This is a genomic window from uncultured Anaerobiospirillum sp. (assembly GCF_902485895.1).
Classification (GTDB): Bacteria; Pseudomonadota; Gammaproteobacteria; order Enterobacterales; family Succinivibrionaceae; genus Anaerobiospirillum; species Anaerobiospirillum succiniciproducens.
In genome coordinates this window covers 19,326-36,784 of the sequence record NZ_CABTML010000055.1, presented here as the reverse complement: position 1 = coordinate 36,784, position 17,459 = coordinate 19,326, and the positions used below count along the sequence as shown (strand labels likewise).

Below are 17,459 nucleotides of genomic sequence, written 5' to 3'. Positions count from 1 at the left end.
AGTATATGGGTTGGTGTTGCCCTCAGTAGACCAATTGTTATCATAGCTATGATCAGGCGCAGAACGATAGTGGCCACGTACTTGAGTGCCGTCAGAGCGAGTATAGCCGTTAACATACACGTCTTTTGCCTGAGCGTTCAGAGCAAATGTCATTGTAAGAATAGCAAGACCTAAGAAAAATGCTTGTTTGATCATACCGATTCCTTATGTGTTATTAAGCAAAAGATATATATATCTGAGCGGTTTTAACAAATAGAAATTAAAATTGGAGTTACTTTAATAATCCAAAGACAAGATGAGAATGGATAGGACAGGGGGAGATTTGACAATGGCTTAGCTTATTAGTGTAGACCCTAGCTAAGCCATATAGTATTGGTAAAGGAAAGCTTAAAATTGCAACAGACTAGTTAACTTCTTCGCCAATCAAGAATAGTGACTTAGACAATGAGTTAAAAAAGTTTTGGTAAGCTATTGGATCCTTAATGGTTTCAAGTCCAGATTGAGCATTCGCACGAACTTGAACTTGATTATCGCCAAACTTTCTGACGGTGACTGATAGGCGAGATGCATTGTGGAATGAAGTGCCAGTTACAGTGCCTACGCGTAAATCAGCATTATCAATGACAAAGCCAATATCTTGCATAGTAGCAATTACGGCCTTAATTGCAGTCTCTACATCTGGTGACTCAAAGATTTTAGTTTGGTAGCTGCGAATCTGTACCTGAGTTTCACTACCATCACCAATCACAGCTTCGCTTAAAGAATTACAGCCTGTAACTGATGCACAAAAAGCCAACGCAAGAGCAACTGCTAACTTATTCATTTTCATTATCTTTTAATCGGAAAAATCCGCCTCTGTTAATTGATCTATTTTGTAATAGGCTAATTAATGATTAAATCTTTTCAGCAGTTAAGAACACTGATTGACTTAACTTGTTGAAGAAATCCTGATAAATAGCTGGCTCTAAGATAAGCTCATAACGGGTAACATTATGTGTATTTGTTACTGCACGAACAAAAGAGACACGTACTACTTTCTTATTAGGATTATCTTTAATAGATGAAATGACTAAAGTCACTTTAATGCGTTGAGCAACATCATTGCCGATATCTACACCAGCTAATAAAGCAACGAGGAAACGGCCAACTACTTGATCAGCTTCAATAGCCTCACGATCCTTATAGCAGGTCAAAAATCCTAAATCAAAATCAGTCTTTTCTACGATATAACCGAGGTCCTGTAGCACATGAGTAGATGCAGTTAATAATTGTTCTTCATCATTAGTTTCATAGATACGTGTTTGTACTTGTCTAACTTGAAGATGTTCTGGAGAAAGTTTGTAGTACTGTGAGTAATCTGGAGAGGCGCATCCATTTAGGATGAATGTCATGGCAAGAGCCATGATCATTATATAGATCTTCTTCATAAATGTTTGTTTGATTAACTGATTGATTGAAATTTAGAATGAGGAGGCACGATAAGAAACATCACGAACCTTACTGTCATCGTCAAACTTAACCACAATGGTAAGAGTTCTTTGACTGGTTGATGCTGACGCAGTGCTTGCGCTAGCGCCACCTAAACCTCCACCGCTGCCACCAAACAAGAGACCTAATAAGCTACCTGAAGCAGAGGATGAATTGTAGTTAGTTGAGATCTTGTCATATACCCAAACCTCACGTCCTTGAGTATCTGTAGACACCATATTTGGGCTACCTAAAACCTCAACCACTTCAGCGCTAGACATACCCTTTTTAATTTCGGTTTGAGCTTTTGCAACAGTAATCTTCTCTTCCTTGACAGCATGAGTATTGGTCATACAGCCAGTTGTAATTAAAGATAAAGCTACAAATGAAGCAGCAATCGCTCCGGTCTTTTTAAAATTATGATTCATCTTTTCACCAATATACTAGCTAAAAGAAATGACTCTCATTGCAAAACCTGTATCTTTAGGCCATACACTAAACCACACTAATAAATTCATAAAACAGAATCATGCATTGTTTAGTAATGATTAGGTTTAGTATCTTAGAGAATTATGTTATGCAATTTGTATAACTTGAACAGAGTAAGTAATACATTATGCCTTCATAGATACATACACGAGATACGTATATGAAATACATGTACCTTTCAATTCTAGACTAAAAAAGTATTTAGTCAACATTTTATATGAGTGATTCTGCTGACTAATACGGCAAGCAAATGAAATGATAGAGAGCACACCCTAATCTGCTCTTTGCGCCAAAATGTTCTTTAGAAATTAGTCTTGGATATATTGTGGATCTTTCGCCATGTATGTACAAAATACAGTGGTAAAGAGGATATCTAGAGGAAAATCAACCATCCTACGCATCGTCTCGTTGAAAGATATAGGAGTCTTTTTGCCCCTTGCAAGAGACATTCTGTCTCTTTCAGCGTTAATGATATTCAACGCAGTCCGGTTCATAGATGCCTCTAAAGACATGGCATCAGATAGGCTTTCTTGCAAACTGTCTTTTTCCATCTTAGATGTGAACAACACATCGTGGAAGCTATCAATAAACCACTGATCTAAGATGGTAAGTCTTACCTGTCTTAAGGTCAGGCTGTCTTTACCAGATACGAACGGAATACTTGCAATGTAGTAGCGTGTTTGAGTGTAGCTTAATTCACTGTCATCGGTGTATTTAACCAATGTTTTAACACCCTTGTACGGGTTGTTAATGTTTGGATCAAGATACTCTTCAGCAGGCAAAATCTCGAATGTAAGCTTATCAGTACGACCATTGTCTTTGAAAGAATCTTTAACCTTGATAGTCTTATTATGCTGATCTCTAAAAATAGCCTCTACATGAGAGCGAAGCTCTTTGTCGCTATCGGTGATCTTAAGTGGCATCAAATAGTAACCACCTCGCTCAGTCACGCAGTCGGTCACCATTGCTGTTGATTTGAAGTCATCGCACATAACGAGCATGCCACTCAAATCCATGGTTTGAGCCATATCGATAAATGCGTCTAACTCGTGTTTTGACTCTTCAGTGTTATTGCCATCTAGATCTGTCGATGCAGAGCAATCACAGACACTTACGACGATAGCATCTTTCGTACTACTGCTTTTAGAGCCTTTTGCTAAAGCGCCATTCATCTCTTGGCCGTCACCAGCAATAGTTTTAAAAAGACTATCATGACCATCTTTGTGCTTGCCATTATTCAAGGCGGCTAAATTAGCTGTGACTAAATGGATTACGCCAAAGAGCTCATTAAAAATACGTTTGCTCTCCTTCTCTGAGACAAGAGTACGCACGTTTTGTATAGTTGCCTCTGATATGAAGTTAGATGGGGATGGCATACCAGGGAAGAGCAACTGCAGTATTAGATTGTACCCATTATAGAAATCTGCAATTTCTGATGAAGTCTTCATGTTCCTACATCTGGCCAAGAACATAACCATTAGAACGATATGCAAAGGGTAGATTTCGCGACCAGGGCTGCTTAAGTCCTTGATACGAGCATTAATCGCTTCTAATACAGCATGAATTAAGGTTACGTCATCATTGCATAGCATACTATAGATTGTTTTGGCCTTATAAAGCACGCCCTCAACATATACACCACACTCATCTTCGCGTCTTTCAGCGTCAGCCATATACTCATCAGCAAGCTTTTCAAATGCCTCAGGTGACATTGGATAGCTTTTAGCTTGGGCAATTTTTTGTACATCCCTTAAGATATCTTCAATCTGTATGACTATTTGTTGAACAGGCATTCATGCCCTCCTAAACCTTAAAGCCAAGGTGTATTTGATGAGATGATAGCAGCGTATACAATGGTGAACGCAATGAAAAATCAAGCTCTAGCCTAATGAGCCCCATTGTCACAGGCAAACTTTCTATTAAGCTGATCAGTCACGATAATAGTTAGATGGGGCATCAGAAAACGGGGGCTTTGAGTGCACTGATATCAAAACACTTTAGGATGTGTTTAGTACGGCTATCTAAATGAGCATCTACTTTAAATGGCTCTAGTATGCCATCGCCAACAAGCCTGATACTCTCAAGCTGCTCAAGGGCTTTAGTAGCATTTAAGCATTGCTCGGTGTGATCTTTGATAGAACGTTGTATTTTAAGCTTGCTATTGATGTAACTTTCAAGCAAAGAACTTAGCATGCGTACTACACAAGAGCCAATCACAGCCTTTGGAATGATGCCAGATTTTAAACTTTGCTTTAGCAATGATTTAGGCAGCTTAATGATATTTTGCGTCTTTGTAAGACCGTAGTAGCTATCGAACGCCGTTAAAAAATCCATACTGCTATCAGTGATAATACATCTAAAGCCATGCTGATATGCTTGTAGCGATTCAATGATATTTGCGTTCTTAATGAGACCAGCTTGTTCTTTTTCAATCAGGCCTGGTGCTTTAATCGACTCATCAAAAAACAAATGGCAAAAACGCACATCACCAAATAGAACTTGGGCTCGAGTAATGCCATGAATATGTGGCAAATCTGCTCTTAATGGATCCTCTAAGCTAAGCAAATCCTCGCCATACTTATTGATTAGATCAGTAATCACATTAGAGCGTGCATCGCAGTAGCAAACTATATTAAAGCCATTTGCTTCTAAGTCCTGAATGTGCTTTGCATAATAGACGCCTTTATCCATAAATACTGTCTGTCTAGAGCAATCGTAGTCAGGTAGCTTCTTGGCAAAATCAAGTGTGGACTTCAAAGTTGGCTGATATGTCGGATACACGTTTAATTGCACTGGAAGGCCGTCATAAGCTCTTCTTGCAACAAGTGCATGCATAGAGTTTCTACGATTTGGCCTATAGTCACTATCGTTTTGAATGATGCTCAGATTTCCTGGTCTCTGAGTATAGTCAGACATATCAACGGTGATGACTAACTCATCCAAGTTCTTAAGATCAGTGGTAAGACGCTGACATAGAGGCTCTTTTAGATCAAAAATCGTATCTTTAAGCCAATTAGCAATTAGCTCCTTTTTTACGCACCCTAGGCCTTGAGAAAATAGATAATGCTCATGAGCATATTCATCAAAGTTATAATCGCAGCCTTGCGCGGTAAACAAACTATAAGCAGCAAGATCAATAAGCTCCTCATAGCTTATCTCTACAGACACATCTGCTTGTTTAATTGCTCTCTTAATAGTACTCTCAAGATTGAGCTCATCTAACACTTTAGCTATGAGCACATGAGGGCCATACTTCAGATCGTGTTGCTCCCTTGCCTCATCAACTTTTTCACTGATTACAGTCGGAGCATTGCTACTATCCTTAACTGATTTTGGTAAGGTATTAGCGCTATTAAGAGATGGCCAGATAGTGTCAGCTACTATCCTAGGAGTGTTAGCCGTCTTTGTCTTTGATATTGCTGTTGCAACAGTTTGAGCACTTGTATCTTGAGCAGAGGATAGTGCAGTAGCTTGGGCGATTGAAGCTTGATTTTGCGCACCGGCTATTGCTGCAGCTTGGGCTCCTGATGCGGTATTTTGCGCTTCTGTAGCTGTCTTTTTAGCACTTTTAGCTTTCTTTTGGGCTGCGATCTGAGCTGCAGTAGTGCCTTCACCCTTTTTGCTGCCGCGAACAAAGCCTTCTTGGCAAAAGGTATATGCTGTACTACGTGAGATGCCTAAAGCCTCACCAATATCAGAGAATTTAAGTCCCTGCTTGCGCAACTCTCGAGCTTTGAGCACCACAGTGTGATCGTGCATAGGCACAATAACCCTAGGCTTTTTACGCGGCTTACGTGCCTCTGTGCTATTAAGTAGCTCACCTCTGCACATAGCTTGAGCAGTACTATTGGCCATACCAAGAGCCTTAGCAATTTGACCGAATGATGCTCCAGCCTTGCGCATTTCACGTGCTTTTAGAACGACACTTTGATCGTACATAATCTTGCCCTGATCCTTACAGCCAAACCATACGTGAGTGCAATTATTACCCCCAAGCCTTCTCTAGAATATACCACCTTACTGTGCCTAGCATTAGCATTTTTGCTCTTTGCACCAGCATAATAGCCTTGAGGTAAGAGGTAGAAGTCTCGATAACAGCCCCGATCTTGAGGTAGCTTACTTGTCTTTATCATCCGCTGAGGAAAGCGAGTTTGAGGCTGTTATCTAATCTAGGATGATACTATATCTAATCTGATGCCTTTTTATCGGCTGATGCCGTCTTATGGCTAGATGCTTTATCTTCGTGTGCTTTGTAGCCGTATGGATCATCACGATCAGAAAAGCTTGCAGCCATGAGAGAGGCAAAACCGCCCTCTGCAAGTGGAATCTTAGCCTCGTGTTTAGTTGAGTTCTCATTCTTGCTCTCTTGGCTATCTGAGCTGTGGCGACTACTCTCAGGACTATAGTATGGGATGCCGCTAGCACCTGAGATAGCATCGACGCCTAAGGCCTCAGGTGAGATGGATGTTGGCTCATCGATAAGTTTTGCTAGCAACATAGCATCCGTTTCTTCGGAATTGATTCTCGATGGTTTTTGCTTGTGGTACAAAATGCCTTTAAAGTGTAGTGGCAGATTCAGCATAAACACAGTATGCATCATGATCAATGCAAGCTTGTCTGATAGCGTGCTGCTTACCTCTGCATTGGCTATGTATTTAACTTTAGTATCGATATAGTCGATGATTAGGCCTCGACGGTAGAGTTTTATCAAAATATCAATATCAAAGCCAACTCTAGTCCTAAAGCCATCCTCCTTAAGACAAGCGACTGTGCTTGCGACCGGATAGACTCTAAAGGAGCAAGTACAGTCCTTTACAGCTAAGGTTAAAGTCTCAAAGGCCGCCATAAAGTTATGGAGTTTACTGCCTACGATTCGTGATAGCGGGATATTCTTATCATATTGAGGATCGCCAGAGATTACAAACGGAGGGAAGCGCAGTGACCTTAAAATCAAGGCCTTAATATCCTCAAAGTCATAGCGCAAATCGGCATCTAACTCAATTGCATGGGTATAGCCTTGCTCTAATGCATAGAAAAGGCCCTGTGCAATAGCATAACCTCTGCCCTGTTGCTCAGGGTAAGATACCAAGTGCACTTTAGCTTTTGCATTGCGCCCAAGTACACTCCAGTCAACCGCTTGTGCATTTGCACCTGCAGCATCGTCCTCTACTTTTGCATGTGTTGGCGCTGCACTAGCCTGCGCATTATCTCCACTAAGCTTTGCGCTTGTTGCACTAAGCTTTGCGGTAGCTGCACTTGCCTTGGCAGTATTTGAGTAATAGTCGTCGCAAGCGGCTTTAATAGCAGCACGCTCTTGCTCGGAGTTACCATCATCTACCAAAATTACAGGGAAGTTATATTGCCTGATAGCCCCAAGCAAAGTAGCTACATTATTGCTATTTCGACAAACTGGCACAACGAAACAGAACTTTTGGTAGGCCATAACTAATCCCTATCTTTTCTGATCTGTACTAATCTCAATCATGATTAGCAACACTGAGCTTGCACAACGCCACTTGCCTCAAGCCGATGATGTTAAAGTCTTTGATTATTTTGCTGCGTGAGCTTACAGCTACATCACAACCAATCTTAGAGCCATGCTCATACAGGCACTGCTCAGATTATTAGCTGTTAGTGCTGAAAAACTCAACAATTAGCACTGAAATGTCTTACGTTGATCAAGACTTTTGTATCTGCATTGAGAGCTTTGCTCATTAGAGCAGCATATGCATGTCGTGTTCTTTTAGTTATGGCTAATGCTTTTGGTTTTGCGCATAGTCTCTTTTGATAAAAATCGTGGCGCTGCTTGCGTATTCACCTTTGTTCAATCGTGACAATGCTTGTGTCTCAGGCCATGCAGCTTCAACTTAAGAACGGCCCATAATGTCGCATGGAAATACTCTCCGCCTATTGCTTTAAAGTCGCTAATGGGCGCTACATATGCAAAATGATTTATGTTCAAAGATATTCTTTTTGCTTAGCCGCAATAATACCTAGCGTCAGCTCAAAAGCTTAGGTAAAGTATGGTATCTTGAGAGAGTATGACGATTAAGCAACAATGATCAGCATTCATGCAAGCTTTGACAGTTAATCAATTTACCAACACTTTACTTTCACGAAGCTTAGTTAATTTGCTTACACCTGTATATATGCAGACGGCAAAGCACAGATCGTGCACTTTACTTTAGAGGATTAATAATGGGCAAAAAGTCTCGCACTAAAAAACTGCGCCAATCTGGTGATTTGCCAAAGTTTTCAAGAAAAGATAAGAGTAATATCCGCTATCAACCATACAAGCAAGATAGCGACGATGGTGATTTATTACAGTCGCTATATCAAATGAAACATCAACTTGAGTCAGGGCAAGCTGATATTTATGATGTGGTTGCTCAGCTGATGAATAATGCAGGAATAGATCTTGGTCTAGGCCCATCAGAGGGCTCAATCAATCATGCACACAGTCTTCGTGCATTTATAGAAGAGAGCAAAACTAAATATTTAACTGGTCTTGAGAAAATAGCTGACTATCAGACTTATTCACCAGAAAATTCTTTGAAAGAAGAAACAGCTAAAGCTGCAGGTTATAGCGATGAAGAGCTACAAACTCGTGCATCTTTAACCGACTCAGACTCATATCAAAAAAAGGTTGCCGATATCCTAGGCATCAAGCGTATTGATGATCCTGAGCAGTTTAATTTAGGCGCAGCACCTATTATTGCTGGTGCACTAGAAAAAATTGGTGTGTTATCAACTATTGTTAAGCATATCGGCAACGAAAAGTTCAAAGGACTTGTCAGCAATGAGCTCTTAGTTGGCAAGTTGTTCATCGACATGTTCCGTGACATGAACAAGAATACGCAGTACTTACAACTAGAGCGTCACAATTACAACAATCTGTATGCTGCATCGCTATTTACAGACTTTGAAGAAAGCTCTGCACAACTTTATCTCAACGAATACACTGGTATTTTAGGTGCTAAAAAACTTGGTCAATACAAGAACCATCAGAGCATCTATACTGACGTAATCAATAACCTTTTTAAGTTCTATTTTACTCCAGGTTTTAATCTAACAGCAGTACAGCTCATACAAATACCAAGAAACTTCATCAAGTTTGCTCATATCAATGCAAGCATGAAGGTAGAAGAGTGCGCAGATCTTAATAATAAGCTCATCTGCTTTTGCGATATATGGACAGGAGTACCTGTCTTAATTTGCCGCTCTAAAGGAAACTCTACCAAGAAATCAGCCGTTGTAGACTTAGCTGTCGAAAACTTAGCTTTACTTAGAAAACATTACCCAACAGTCAACACTATTGCTGTTAATGATAAATATGCAACCCCTAGTCTTTTAGAAGGTTGCAAAAATGCAGGACTGCAAGTCTTTTCCTATATCGAGGATGCGCAGAAAGCGGCTTCAATTAAAAACTCCTATTCAGATAAACTCGTCGACATAATATCCGGAAAACCTGATGATGCCATTGCAATACAAATGAGCGAGAAACCTGAGCAAGTAGAAGGCTTAGATGGTTTAATACGCTATGGAACAATCATGAGGAAAGATTCCTATGAAGCACAGCTAAAAACCGAGCAAGCTATACGCAATCTAAGAACTAGTCTAATTGAATACTTTACTCATAAACCATTTAAATCTCAGCTTGAAGCCCAAAATGCCATAAAAGCACATGAGTCTACATTTAAGCTAGTTTCGGTTGATATTAATAAAATTGCTTATTTAGATCTCGACGATGGCAAAGTGGAAGTCAGCTTTTTTGGCGTAGATAATTCTTCTGAAGAAAGCTTGGCAATGAGAAACAGTGCATATGCTTTTAGCCTCTACAATAATCTTGTAGGATGTAAGGTCTCGTTGCTTTACCATATGTGCGAAGAAACTCGTCAAAATGAGGAACTTTGGAGCAAGCTAAAACCTTTCACTGCAATTGTGCCTGATTGCGCCATGCGCGATGAAGACATTAAAGCTGGCTTATTCTTGGTAAGCGATTTAATGATGGCTATTTGTACTGTCCTTGACAAGCATGTTAAAGCGCTCATGAATGATACTGTTGCAGAAGAAACTAAGTCAGCAAAGATCATGTCTATTGCGCCAACTCTCTACAAATACATCAATATGTTTGAACTGGAAGAAGGCTTAGAAGTAAGTTTCGACAGAGACGATATTACATTGGAAATAGATCCGTTAAGCGATTTCGATTCCATGAGTATTGAAAAGACCTGTGATGGCTTTGATGTTGATATTTTCGATTTAGACGCTGTTCACCTGCTTCAAAACCTAGGCTATGAATGGGAGCGCTTCCTAAGCGGTGAAGTTATTCGAGTATGCAGTTACTCTAAAGACGAATGGATTGGATGCTCTATGGGCATTCCTTCCATAAGACAGCCTGATTACGACGATTATCAAACTGCCTCAATGCAATCTGAGCTAGATAAAGCACGTAGCTAAAGCCTCTTAGATTAGCATTGTGTCATGAGCTAAATATGCAACGGCGCAAGGTACATCTTGCTAAAGTACATCTTGCTAAGGTACATCTTGCGTCGGCACAGTGCTATTTTGATCTAATCACCCTATCTTATGGCTCACTCCACATTAATATGAATGTCAGAGTGCATCATGAGCATGCTAATAAGCTTAAGTTTGCGTCATTTTAATGCTCAAGGCAGACAAATGGCGCTTTGACTCACTTTTATAGCTCAAAGAATACCAAAGCCTTCATTTCTTTAATGATTTAGCCCATTTTGTGCTTTCTTTTACCTCATTATCGAGCTGTATCATACGACTACATACTTGCGGTGATTTTTATGCTGTACAAGTCAACCGTCAATCTTTCAGATATTCCTTGTCGCTACTACCTATCCAAGGCTAATGCTCAGGGTAGCCAATACGTATACGCGCACGTTGGCGATAAGTACAACAAGGAAAAGAAGTACAGTGTTCCAGTACGTTTAGCCATTGGTAAAGTCTGTGCTGACGATTCTGGCAAGATGTATCCAAACAATAACTTTTACGAGAAGTTCCCTGATGTCATAGTTAAAGAACAGCACCCCTCTCGCAGCATGAGTCAATATATTGGTGCTTTCTTGCTAATACAGCGTGTATTCCATGAGCTTGGAATAGTCTCACTTCTTCAAAAGCATTTCTTAGATAAGTCTGCATTAGTCCTTGATTTGGCCACATTCATGATGATCTGTGAGGACAAGGCTTTATGTCATTTTAAGGACTATGCTCGCACCCACCCTCTATTTAGAGAGGATCAGCATATTGTCAGTGACGAAACTATCAGTCGTTTCTTATCAGATACCTCACAAGATCAGATATATAACTACATAGTTGATTGGAACGCTCAGAACAAGAATGGTGCTGAGATTTTCATCTTATATGACGCTTCAAATAAGAATTGCCAAGCTGGTGACATTGATTTCTTAGAGTTTGGTCATGCCAAAGCAAATGCTGACAGCCCAATTGGGAACTATGGTATCGGACTTGATGCTCATAAGATGCTGCCACTCTTCTACGATGGTTATCAAGGCTCAATACCTGACGTTTCACAGCTTGAACAGCTAGTAAACAAGGCAAATGAATTTGGCTATCAGAAGATAACTTTCATATTAGACAGAGGTTTCTTCTTTGATGGCAACATACGATACATTGATGAGTCAAAGTGCAACTTTATCCTCATGGTCAAAGGAAATAAGAAGCTTGTAGGCGAAATCATCGATAAGCTCAGAGGCAGCTTTGAGATGGATCATAAGTATCTTATTAAGACAACATCAGGAGTGTATGGATGCACAGAGAAAAGAGAATTTGCTGGTAAAGATCGATACTTTCATGTCTACTGCTCAACGCAAAAGCTTCATACTGAAAGTGACAAGCTATCTAAGCAGATTGAAGACCTAGAGGTCCATCTAAGAAGATGTAAAGGAAAAATCCTAGACTCAACCAAGGATTTTGACCCTTATTTTGATCTACAAAAAGATAAGTCAGGCAAGCTAATCTTCTTCGAGCGCAAATACGACGCAATTACAGCAGAGCTTAAAAGAGCAGGTTACTTCACGATCATCACATCTGAAAAGATGACAGCACAAGAGGCTTACCTGCTATACAAGAAACGTGATAGCTCTGAAAAAATCTTCTGTGATGATAAGGCATTTTTAAGCTCAGACAGCTCAGTTGTTCACTCTACTCAAGCGCTTAGAACCAAGATGTTTATCGAGTTTATCGCTCTTATCGCACGATCTAGACTCTACTCTCTTATTAAAGATGCATCTATCAGAGTGAAAGGTTGCATGGTTGTACATAACGTTCCTGATACTTTAATTGTTCTTGATAGAGTCAAAGCTATTTCTCTTAAACCAGATGGCAGATACACTCTTCAAAATGGCTTATCGCGAACAACCATGCAGATTTTCAGCTATTTTGGTGTAAGCGAGATAGAGCTTAACAATATGGTCTCTAAGCTTTTATCTAGACTATCGGCAGCATCAATAGAGTATGAAAACGATCTGCCCATTAATGCTACAGATAAGCTAGAAGATGGCTATGATGAGTCATCCCATGCTAAATAGTTTAGCTAAGCTACATCAATTCACAAGCTTGGCATGCACACATATCCATGGGTTAAAGGGATCCTTGTATGCAAAGTCGTAAACATTTTGCGCACAAGCTGTAGTTGCAATAAAACAAGCTTATTGCGCGTAAACAAGTGCTAACTAAGGCCTATGATGGTAGATTAGATAGGCTAGTGTTCAGGAACAATTTGTGGGGCTAAAGATTAAATGGCTAAAGTGGTCAGTGATGAAGTTCTTTTAGACAATGATCTGGTTGAGCTTTTAAGCAGCTTTAAATTTCCCTTGTTTGCTCAATTTGCAAGCACTGTTGGCAAAGACTACAGCAAGTTTAAATTAAGCTCCCTTAAAGAAAAAGTCGCTATTCGCGACATCTACAATCTTTGCATGCTTGAAAGCTTTGTCACTATGGGGCTTAGCGAATCTGATCTAACTAGATCAGGTTTCTACAACAGAAGCTATTATTGCGATAAGAATGCCTTTGTCCGTGTTCAAGATCTATACAAGTTCATTACTTTGGACAAAAGTGCGCTTAATAAAGAGTACGATTTAGACTTCTTAACTCTACTTAGTGGCGCTCTTGACCGCTTTGGGATTATCAAGAAATTAGTGGATATCGTTGGCCAAAAACAAATTGTTGGACTTAACACTGATGCCTTGATTGCCAAAGCTCTTTTTGACATGTACAGCGCCATGCATGAACAGTGCAAGTCATATCCTAAGGAGTTATCAAGCCCGCGCTTAAATATCTTTTACCCTGCCCTTATCAAGCTTAATCGCGCTCAAGACTATCTCTTATTCAATGAGTGCACTAGTTCTCTAGCATTTGCTGAGCTTGGTGAGCATAAGGATCTTGATGGTCTGTACACTGCTCTGTCCAATCAAATAATCGCCAGTATTGCACCTAATCACAAAGTCACATCTGTCTTTATTGTTACCGTACCACGTAGACTGTTTAGTGTTGACTATGATGATGATGAAAGCTACGAGTTTATCTGTGATGCAGCTACCGGAATACCTTTAGCCTACGATGTATCTACTTCTACACCGCGTAATCGCACTGAGATAAAAGTATTTGTCTGGAATCACCTGCGTCGTGTGTTAGAACAATATCCTGACATTCAGAACGTCATTATTGATGGCCAGCTTATCTCTAATGCGTTAATTGAAAACATCAACAGTGAAGGTCTTAACCTCATTTGCAGGATGCAAAAAACTAGCCCCTTACACCTCGATCTTGTGCATGTTGATACTAAATACTTTCAACCTGTCAAAGATAAGCAGGGCAAAGAGGTAGCTTATGGATTTCATTCTACCTATAGAAGAACACTGCCGACTAAAAAGAAGTCTTGGTTTGATTATGATCATTATTATGATGATGAGGACGAGGATAGTGCTCTAGATTTATCAGTTCTGGCTGACAAAACGCTTGCTGTTCAGTACTGTGAAAGAGTTTTAGATAAAGCGCGCAGTGAGATTGTCATATTTCAACAATACATCAGCAAATACAATAGCCATGAGAGCGAACTTTATGCCTACAGGCATCTAAAGGATTTATTAGGACAACTGAAGTACTGTCATGCTATGGCCAAAGATGGTGGAGATCCCAAGATCTATCAAAATGAGCACGGCACATGGAGTCTTAATATACAATTTGCCATTAATGATGATGAAATAAAGAGATTATCTATATCTGAGACTGCTTTTGTTGTAGCTCAATCTAAGTTAGATAATCCTCTGACTTTAGAAGCACTCTATCCACTCATGCTCAACTTTGACAAGTTCCAAAAACGTTGGCATGACTTAGCATCTACTAAACTCAAACTGCCAGCATACTACTCAAATTGTGAGAGCGCTACTAAAGGCTTTGTCTTCTTATCTAATGTGCTATTGATGACCTTAATCGCTTTAGGTCATCACATTGAGATCAATACTGACACCAAAATTACTCTACGTAACTTTAAGAACGATGGTTTTGCTGTTAGCCCGTATGTAACTACACTTGCTGCCATGGCATGCTGCCTTAGCTCAGTAAAAGTTGCCTTAAAGCTAGCAATAATCGAGCGAAGAGAGGCAGAGGATGATGAGCTGTTAAGCGATATAGCTGATGATGATCTCCAACTTAACTATATTTATGATGAGGCTAAAGACACATTAAAAAAGCTAGGTCCTGAGTGGTCTCGTTTTGCCAAAGGCCATATTTTACGCAACAGGAACTACTTAGAAGCGCTCAGGGAAAAAAGTCCATTAGAGCTCAAATTTGAAAAGCTTGTTAAAGATCAAGCTAATGCACTCAAGGCCCCCGTACACAGCGAGGGTTCATTTGAGACGGACAGCATCTGTGCGGCTATCTTAACAGCGCTACAAAATGTTAATAATACTTCACACATAAGTAAAAAGAACAAACATAGAACAACTGTAAGTGAGATGGATGAGCTCTTAAACACACTTAGCAGCTACGAGTTGGCCTCTGAGTGCAAGGCATAGAGTTCCAACAACACCGCTACCTATCACTATATGCTTCATAGATAGCTCTTAGGCCGCCTCTAGTACCTTGCGCTGTCTTAGCAGACGGTATCGTAAGAGCCACGGTTAGTACCTTCTGCTCTCTTAGAGACGGCATCGTGAGTGCCACGGTTAGTACCTTGTGCTGTCGATGCAGACGGTATCGTGAGAGCTACGGTTAGTTCCTTGCGCTGTCGATGCAGACGGTATCGTGAGACCACGGTTAGTGCCTAGGCTTAATGCTTGGTAGATAGCATTGTTAGAGTGTCAAAGTCGTTTTTTGTTCCAAGTCTTAGTCTGCTTGATTGCAGAGCGAGTCTGCCAAATTAGCAACAAATGTAGGATCAATATCAAAGCACTTGAGGATGTTCTGTGAGTGTTGGTCGAACGGTGTAATTAGCTTTAATGGTACTAAATCGCCTCCACTAATGAGCCTAATCTTGTCTAAGTGCTCTAAAGCTGAAAGTGCACTTAAGCTTTGCTCATGCTTATCGGTTTTATCAGGATCAAGAGCTAGCTTGCTATTGATATAAGCTTGCAATACGGAGCTAATGAAGCGCACTACACATGAACCAACTAGAGACTGAGCAATGTCGTTGTAGCGCAGGCTTTGCTTAATGATGTTGCTTGGTACTTTTAACAAACTTTGAGTTTTAGTCAGTGCGCTATAGCGATCGTAGGCTTGAGCAGCATCCATTAGTTCAGTGGTAGCAATGCAGCTAAAAGCATGTAACTTATCTTTAAGCTCATCATTAATTTGATTGCCACTCTTCACTTTTACCTGATTATTAAAGCTTATAGACGGAGTGATAGCACCTCTATCATAGAAAAAGTGCATGTAACGCTCTTTGCCTAAAAACTTACCCTTGATGGTCTTTCCTGAAATTAATGGTGCTTTTTCACTAAGCATTTGAACAGAGCTTGATAGTTCCATTCCATGCTCATTAACAAGCTTAGTGATAACTGCACTTCTGCCATCGCAATATAAGACTACATTGAAACCACGGTGCTCAAGGTCATTAATGAAGCTGTCTGTGAATGTACCCTTATCTAAAAAGACGGTATGCCTGTCATCAGTGTCATCAGGAAGCGTGTTGTCAAACTCACTTAGGCTTTTTAAGCTTGGCAATGACTCTTTGATAAGCTCAAAGGTAAAAGGCATGCCATCATAAGCCCTGCGAGCCTGAGCCACACACAAACCATCTACAGTAGAGACTGAACGAAACGATCTGCCATTGATAATGTTGAGGTTGCCAGAGGTCTGTAAGCTATCTGATAAATCGTATGTAATTATCAGCTCATCTGATTTTTCAAATGTCTTAAAGAGTGTTTCGCCTAAGGCATGCTGCAGATTAAATAAAGGGCCATCAAGCAGTTGTGCTAAGTCCTTTTCTCCAGGAAATTTTTGCGCCTGGTTAAATAAGCAGTGGTCAGCGGCATATTGCTCTAAGCTAAGAGCCTTTCCATCAGCAGTAAAGAGACTGTAGCAAGCTAAATCAATAAGAGTGTCCACATGCACCTTGCCCTCAAGATGAGCAAGCTTGATGGCGCTCTTTAACGTTTTGTCAAACCTAAGGTCGTATATAGCTTTGCTTATGAGCGCATAAGATCCAAACTTAATACCTACCTCTTCACTGTCTGAATTAACAGATGGCGCAAATGATGGATTTGATGAGGCTTTTGATGGTGGATTTGAAGATGAATTTGATGATGCTTTTGATGCTACCGTTGATGACGGCGTAAGCTCTAAAATAGAGCTCTCATCTTTAGTGCTAGCTTGAGACACGTCATCTTGGCAATCACTGTTAGCTGTACTATTTGCGTTGGGCGCATTCTTAGCAATGGTAGCAACAGATGCACAAGTGTTAGTAATTTCATGAGCATTATCATCAGAAGATTGCTCATGGACTGCAACCACAGTTGTAGAGCCGCTGCTTTCTTTGCTATTACGTCCTTTTTTCTTTACTAGATCCTTGCAACAGGAGTAGACGCTGCTGCGTGAGATATCAAGAGTCTCGGCAATTTGAGCGTAAGTATAATATCCAGATTGGTACATTTGACGTGCTTTTGCGACAACACTTTTATCCAACATACTGCTTATATCCTCAACTACTCAAGATATTACTTACACTAAACGTTATAGCCTAAAACGCAAGAATCTTGCGCGAAACTTTTATATCACGATGAAAAAAGGCAGCTGACGCTGCCTTCTTTCATTGTGCCCACTAAGCTTTAGAGCAATGCTGTTAATTGCTCTAGCCTTGCTTGTAGTGTTTCTCAAGCGAGGCTTGGCATTGCTTTTAAGCTCTCTTAGCATTGCTCAAGCAAGGCTTGGCATTGCTTTTAAGCTCTCATAGCAATGCTCTTGCATAGCGTGGAGCATTGCTGTTAATTGCTCTTTGGTACTTAATGGGTCTT

12 protein-coding genes are annotated in these 17,459 nt (G+C 40.3%); 3 read left to right on the top strand and 9 right to left on the bottom strand.

The window, feature by feature from the left end:
- The 7 genes from RDO37_RS04555 to RDO37_RS04525 form a co-directional block, all read right to left on the bottom strand.
- On the bottom strand, window positions 1-195 hold a 195-nt coding region (locus RDO37_RS04555; protein WP_308498266.1), incomplete at its 3' end, for a hypothetical protein.
- A gap of 208 nt (window positions 196-403) precedes the next feature.
- Window positions 404-823, bottom strand: a complete 420-nt coding sequence (locus RDO37_RS04550) for a hypothetical protein (protein ID WP_308498265.1) — start codon at window positions 821-823, stop codon at window positions 404-406.
- A 70-nt stretch (window positions 824-893) separates the two neighbouring features.
- Window positions 894-1,427, bottom strand: coding sequence for a hypothetical protein (locus RDO37_RS04545; RefSeq protein ID WP_308498264.1), 534 nt, complete (start codon window positions 1,425-1,427; stop codon window positions 894-896).
- A 33-nt stretch (window positions 1,428-1,460) separates the two neighbouring features.
- Window positions 1,461-1,895, bottom strand: coding sequence for an outer membrane protein assembly factor BamE (locus tag RDO37_RS04540; protein WP_308498263.1), 435 nt, complete (start codon window positions 1,893-1,895; stop codon window positions 1,461-1,463).
- 369 nt (window positions 1,896-2,264) lie between these two features.
- Window positions 2,265-3,749: a hypothetical protein gene (locus RDO37_RS04535; RefSeq protein WP_308498262.1), complete on the bottom strand. Its 1,485-nt coding sequence runs from the start codon at window positions 3,747-3,749 to the stop codon at window positions 2,265-2,267.
- 163 nt (window positions 3,750-3,912) lie between these two features.
- Window positions 3,913-5,895, bottom strand: coding sequence for a hypothetical protein (locus RDO37_RS04530; RefSeq protein ID WP_308498261.1), 1,983 nt, complete (start codon window positions 5,893-5,895; stop codon window positions 3,913-3,915).
- Between the two features lie 247 nt (window positions 5,896-6,142).
- Window positions 6,143-7,399 (bottom strand): hypothetical protein, encoded by a 1,257-nt coding sequence (locus RDO37_RS04525; RefSeq protein ID WP_308498260.1) that lies wholly within the window; start codon window positions 7,397-7,399, stop codon window positions 6,143-6,145.
- Window positions 7,400-8,154: 755 nt separating this feature from the next.
- Between RDO37_RS04525 and RDO37_RS04520 the strand changes: the two genes are divergently transcribed.
- The 3 genes from RDO37_RS04520 to RDO37_RS04510 all read left to right on the top strand — a co-directional run bounded on the left by RDO37_RS04520 (window position 8,155) and on the right by RDO37_RS04510 (window position 15,023).
- Window positions 8,155-10,416, top strand: a complete 2,262-nt coding sequence (locus RDO37_RS04520; RefSeq protein ID WP_308498259.1) for a hypothetical protein — start codon at window positions 8,155-8,157, stop codon at window positions 10,414-10,416.
- 356 nt (window positions 10,417-10,772) lie between these two features.
- A complete protein-coding gene (locus tag RDO37_RS04515) occupies window positions 10,773-12,536 on the top strand; it encodes a transposase (protein ID WP_308498258.1) in 1,764 nt (587 codons plus the stop codon).
- Window positions 12,537-12,746: 210 nt separating this feature from the next.
- Window positions 12,747-15,023, top strand: coding sequence for a hypothetical protein (locus RDO37_RS04510; RefSeq protein WP_308498257.1), 2,277 nt, complete (start codon window positions 12,747-12,749; stop codon window positions 15,021-15,023).
- Window positions 15,024-15,100: 77 nt separating this feature from the next.
- Here the strand turns inward: RDO37_RS04510 and RDO37_RS04505 are convergent, their stop codons facing one another.
- Both RDO37_RS04505 and RDO37_RS04500 read right to left on the bottom strand, forming a co-directional pair.
- Window positions 15,101-15,262 carry a hypothetical protein gene (locus tag RDO37_RS04505; protein WP_308498256.1) on the bottom strand — a complete coding sequence of 54 codons (162 nt, stop codon included), beginning with the start codon at window positions 15,260-15,262 and terminating at the stop codon, window positions 15,101-15,103.
- Window positions 15,263-15,333: 71 nt separating this feature from the next.
- A complete protein-coding gene (locus tag RDO37_RS04500) occupies window positions 15,334-17,133 on the bottom strand; it encodes a hypothetical protein (protein WP_308498255.1) in 1,800 nt (599 codons plus the stop codon).
- Window positions 17,134-17,459: the final 326 nt, after the last annotated feature.

Coding starts and splice junctions, on each gene's coding strand:
- RDO37_RS04550 (WP_308498265.1), bottom strand. CDS start 823: ATGAATAAGTTAGCAGTTGCTCTTGCGTTGGCTTTTTGTGCATCAGTT.
- RDO37_RS04545 (WP_308498264.1), bottom strand. CDS start 1,427: ATGAAGAAGATCTATATAATGATCATGGCTCTTGCCATGACATTCATC.
- RDO37_RS04540 (WP_308498263.1), bottom strand. CDS start 1,895: ATGAATCATAATTTTAAAAAGACCGGAGCGATTGCTGCTTCATTTGTA.
- RDO37_RS04535 (WP_308498262.1), bottom strand. CDS start 3,749: ATGCCTGTTCAACAAATAGTCATACAGATTGAAGATATCTTAAGGGAT.
- RDO37_RS04530 (WP_308498261.1), bottom strand. CDS start 5,895: ATGTACGATCAAAGTGTCGTTCTAAAAGCACGTGAAATGCGCAAGGCT.
- RDO37_RS04525 (WP_308498260.1), bottom strand. CDS start 7,399: ATGGCCTACCAAAAGTTCTGTTTCGTTGTGCCAGTTTGTCGAAATAGC.
- RDO37_RS04520 (WP_308498259.1), top strand. CDS start 8,155: ATGGGCAAAAAGTCTCGCACTAAAAAACTGCGCCAATCTGGTGATTTG.
- RDO37_RS04515 (WP_308498258.1), top strand. CDS start 10,773: ATGCTGTACAAGTCAACCGTCAATCTTTCAGATATTCCTTGTCGCTAC.
- RDO37_RS04510 (WP_308498257.1), top strand. CDS start 12,747: ATGGCTAAAGTGGTCAGTGATGAAGTTCTTTTAGACAATGATCTGGTT.
- RDO37_RS04500 (WP_308498255.1), bottom strand. CDS start 17,133: ATGTTGGATAAAAGTGTTGTCGCAAAAGCACGTCAAATGTACCAATCT.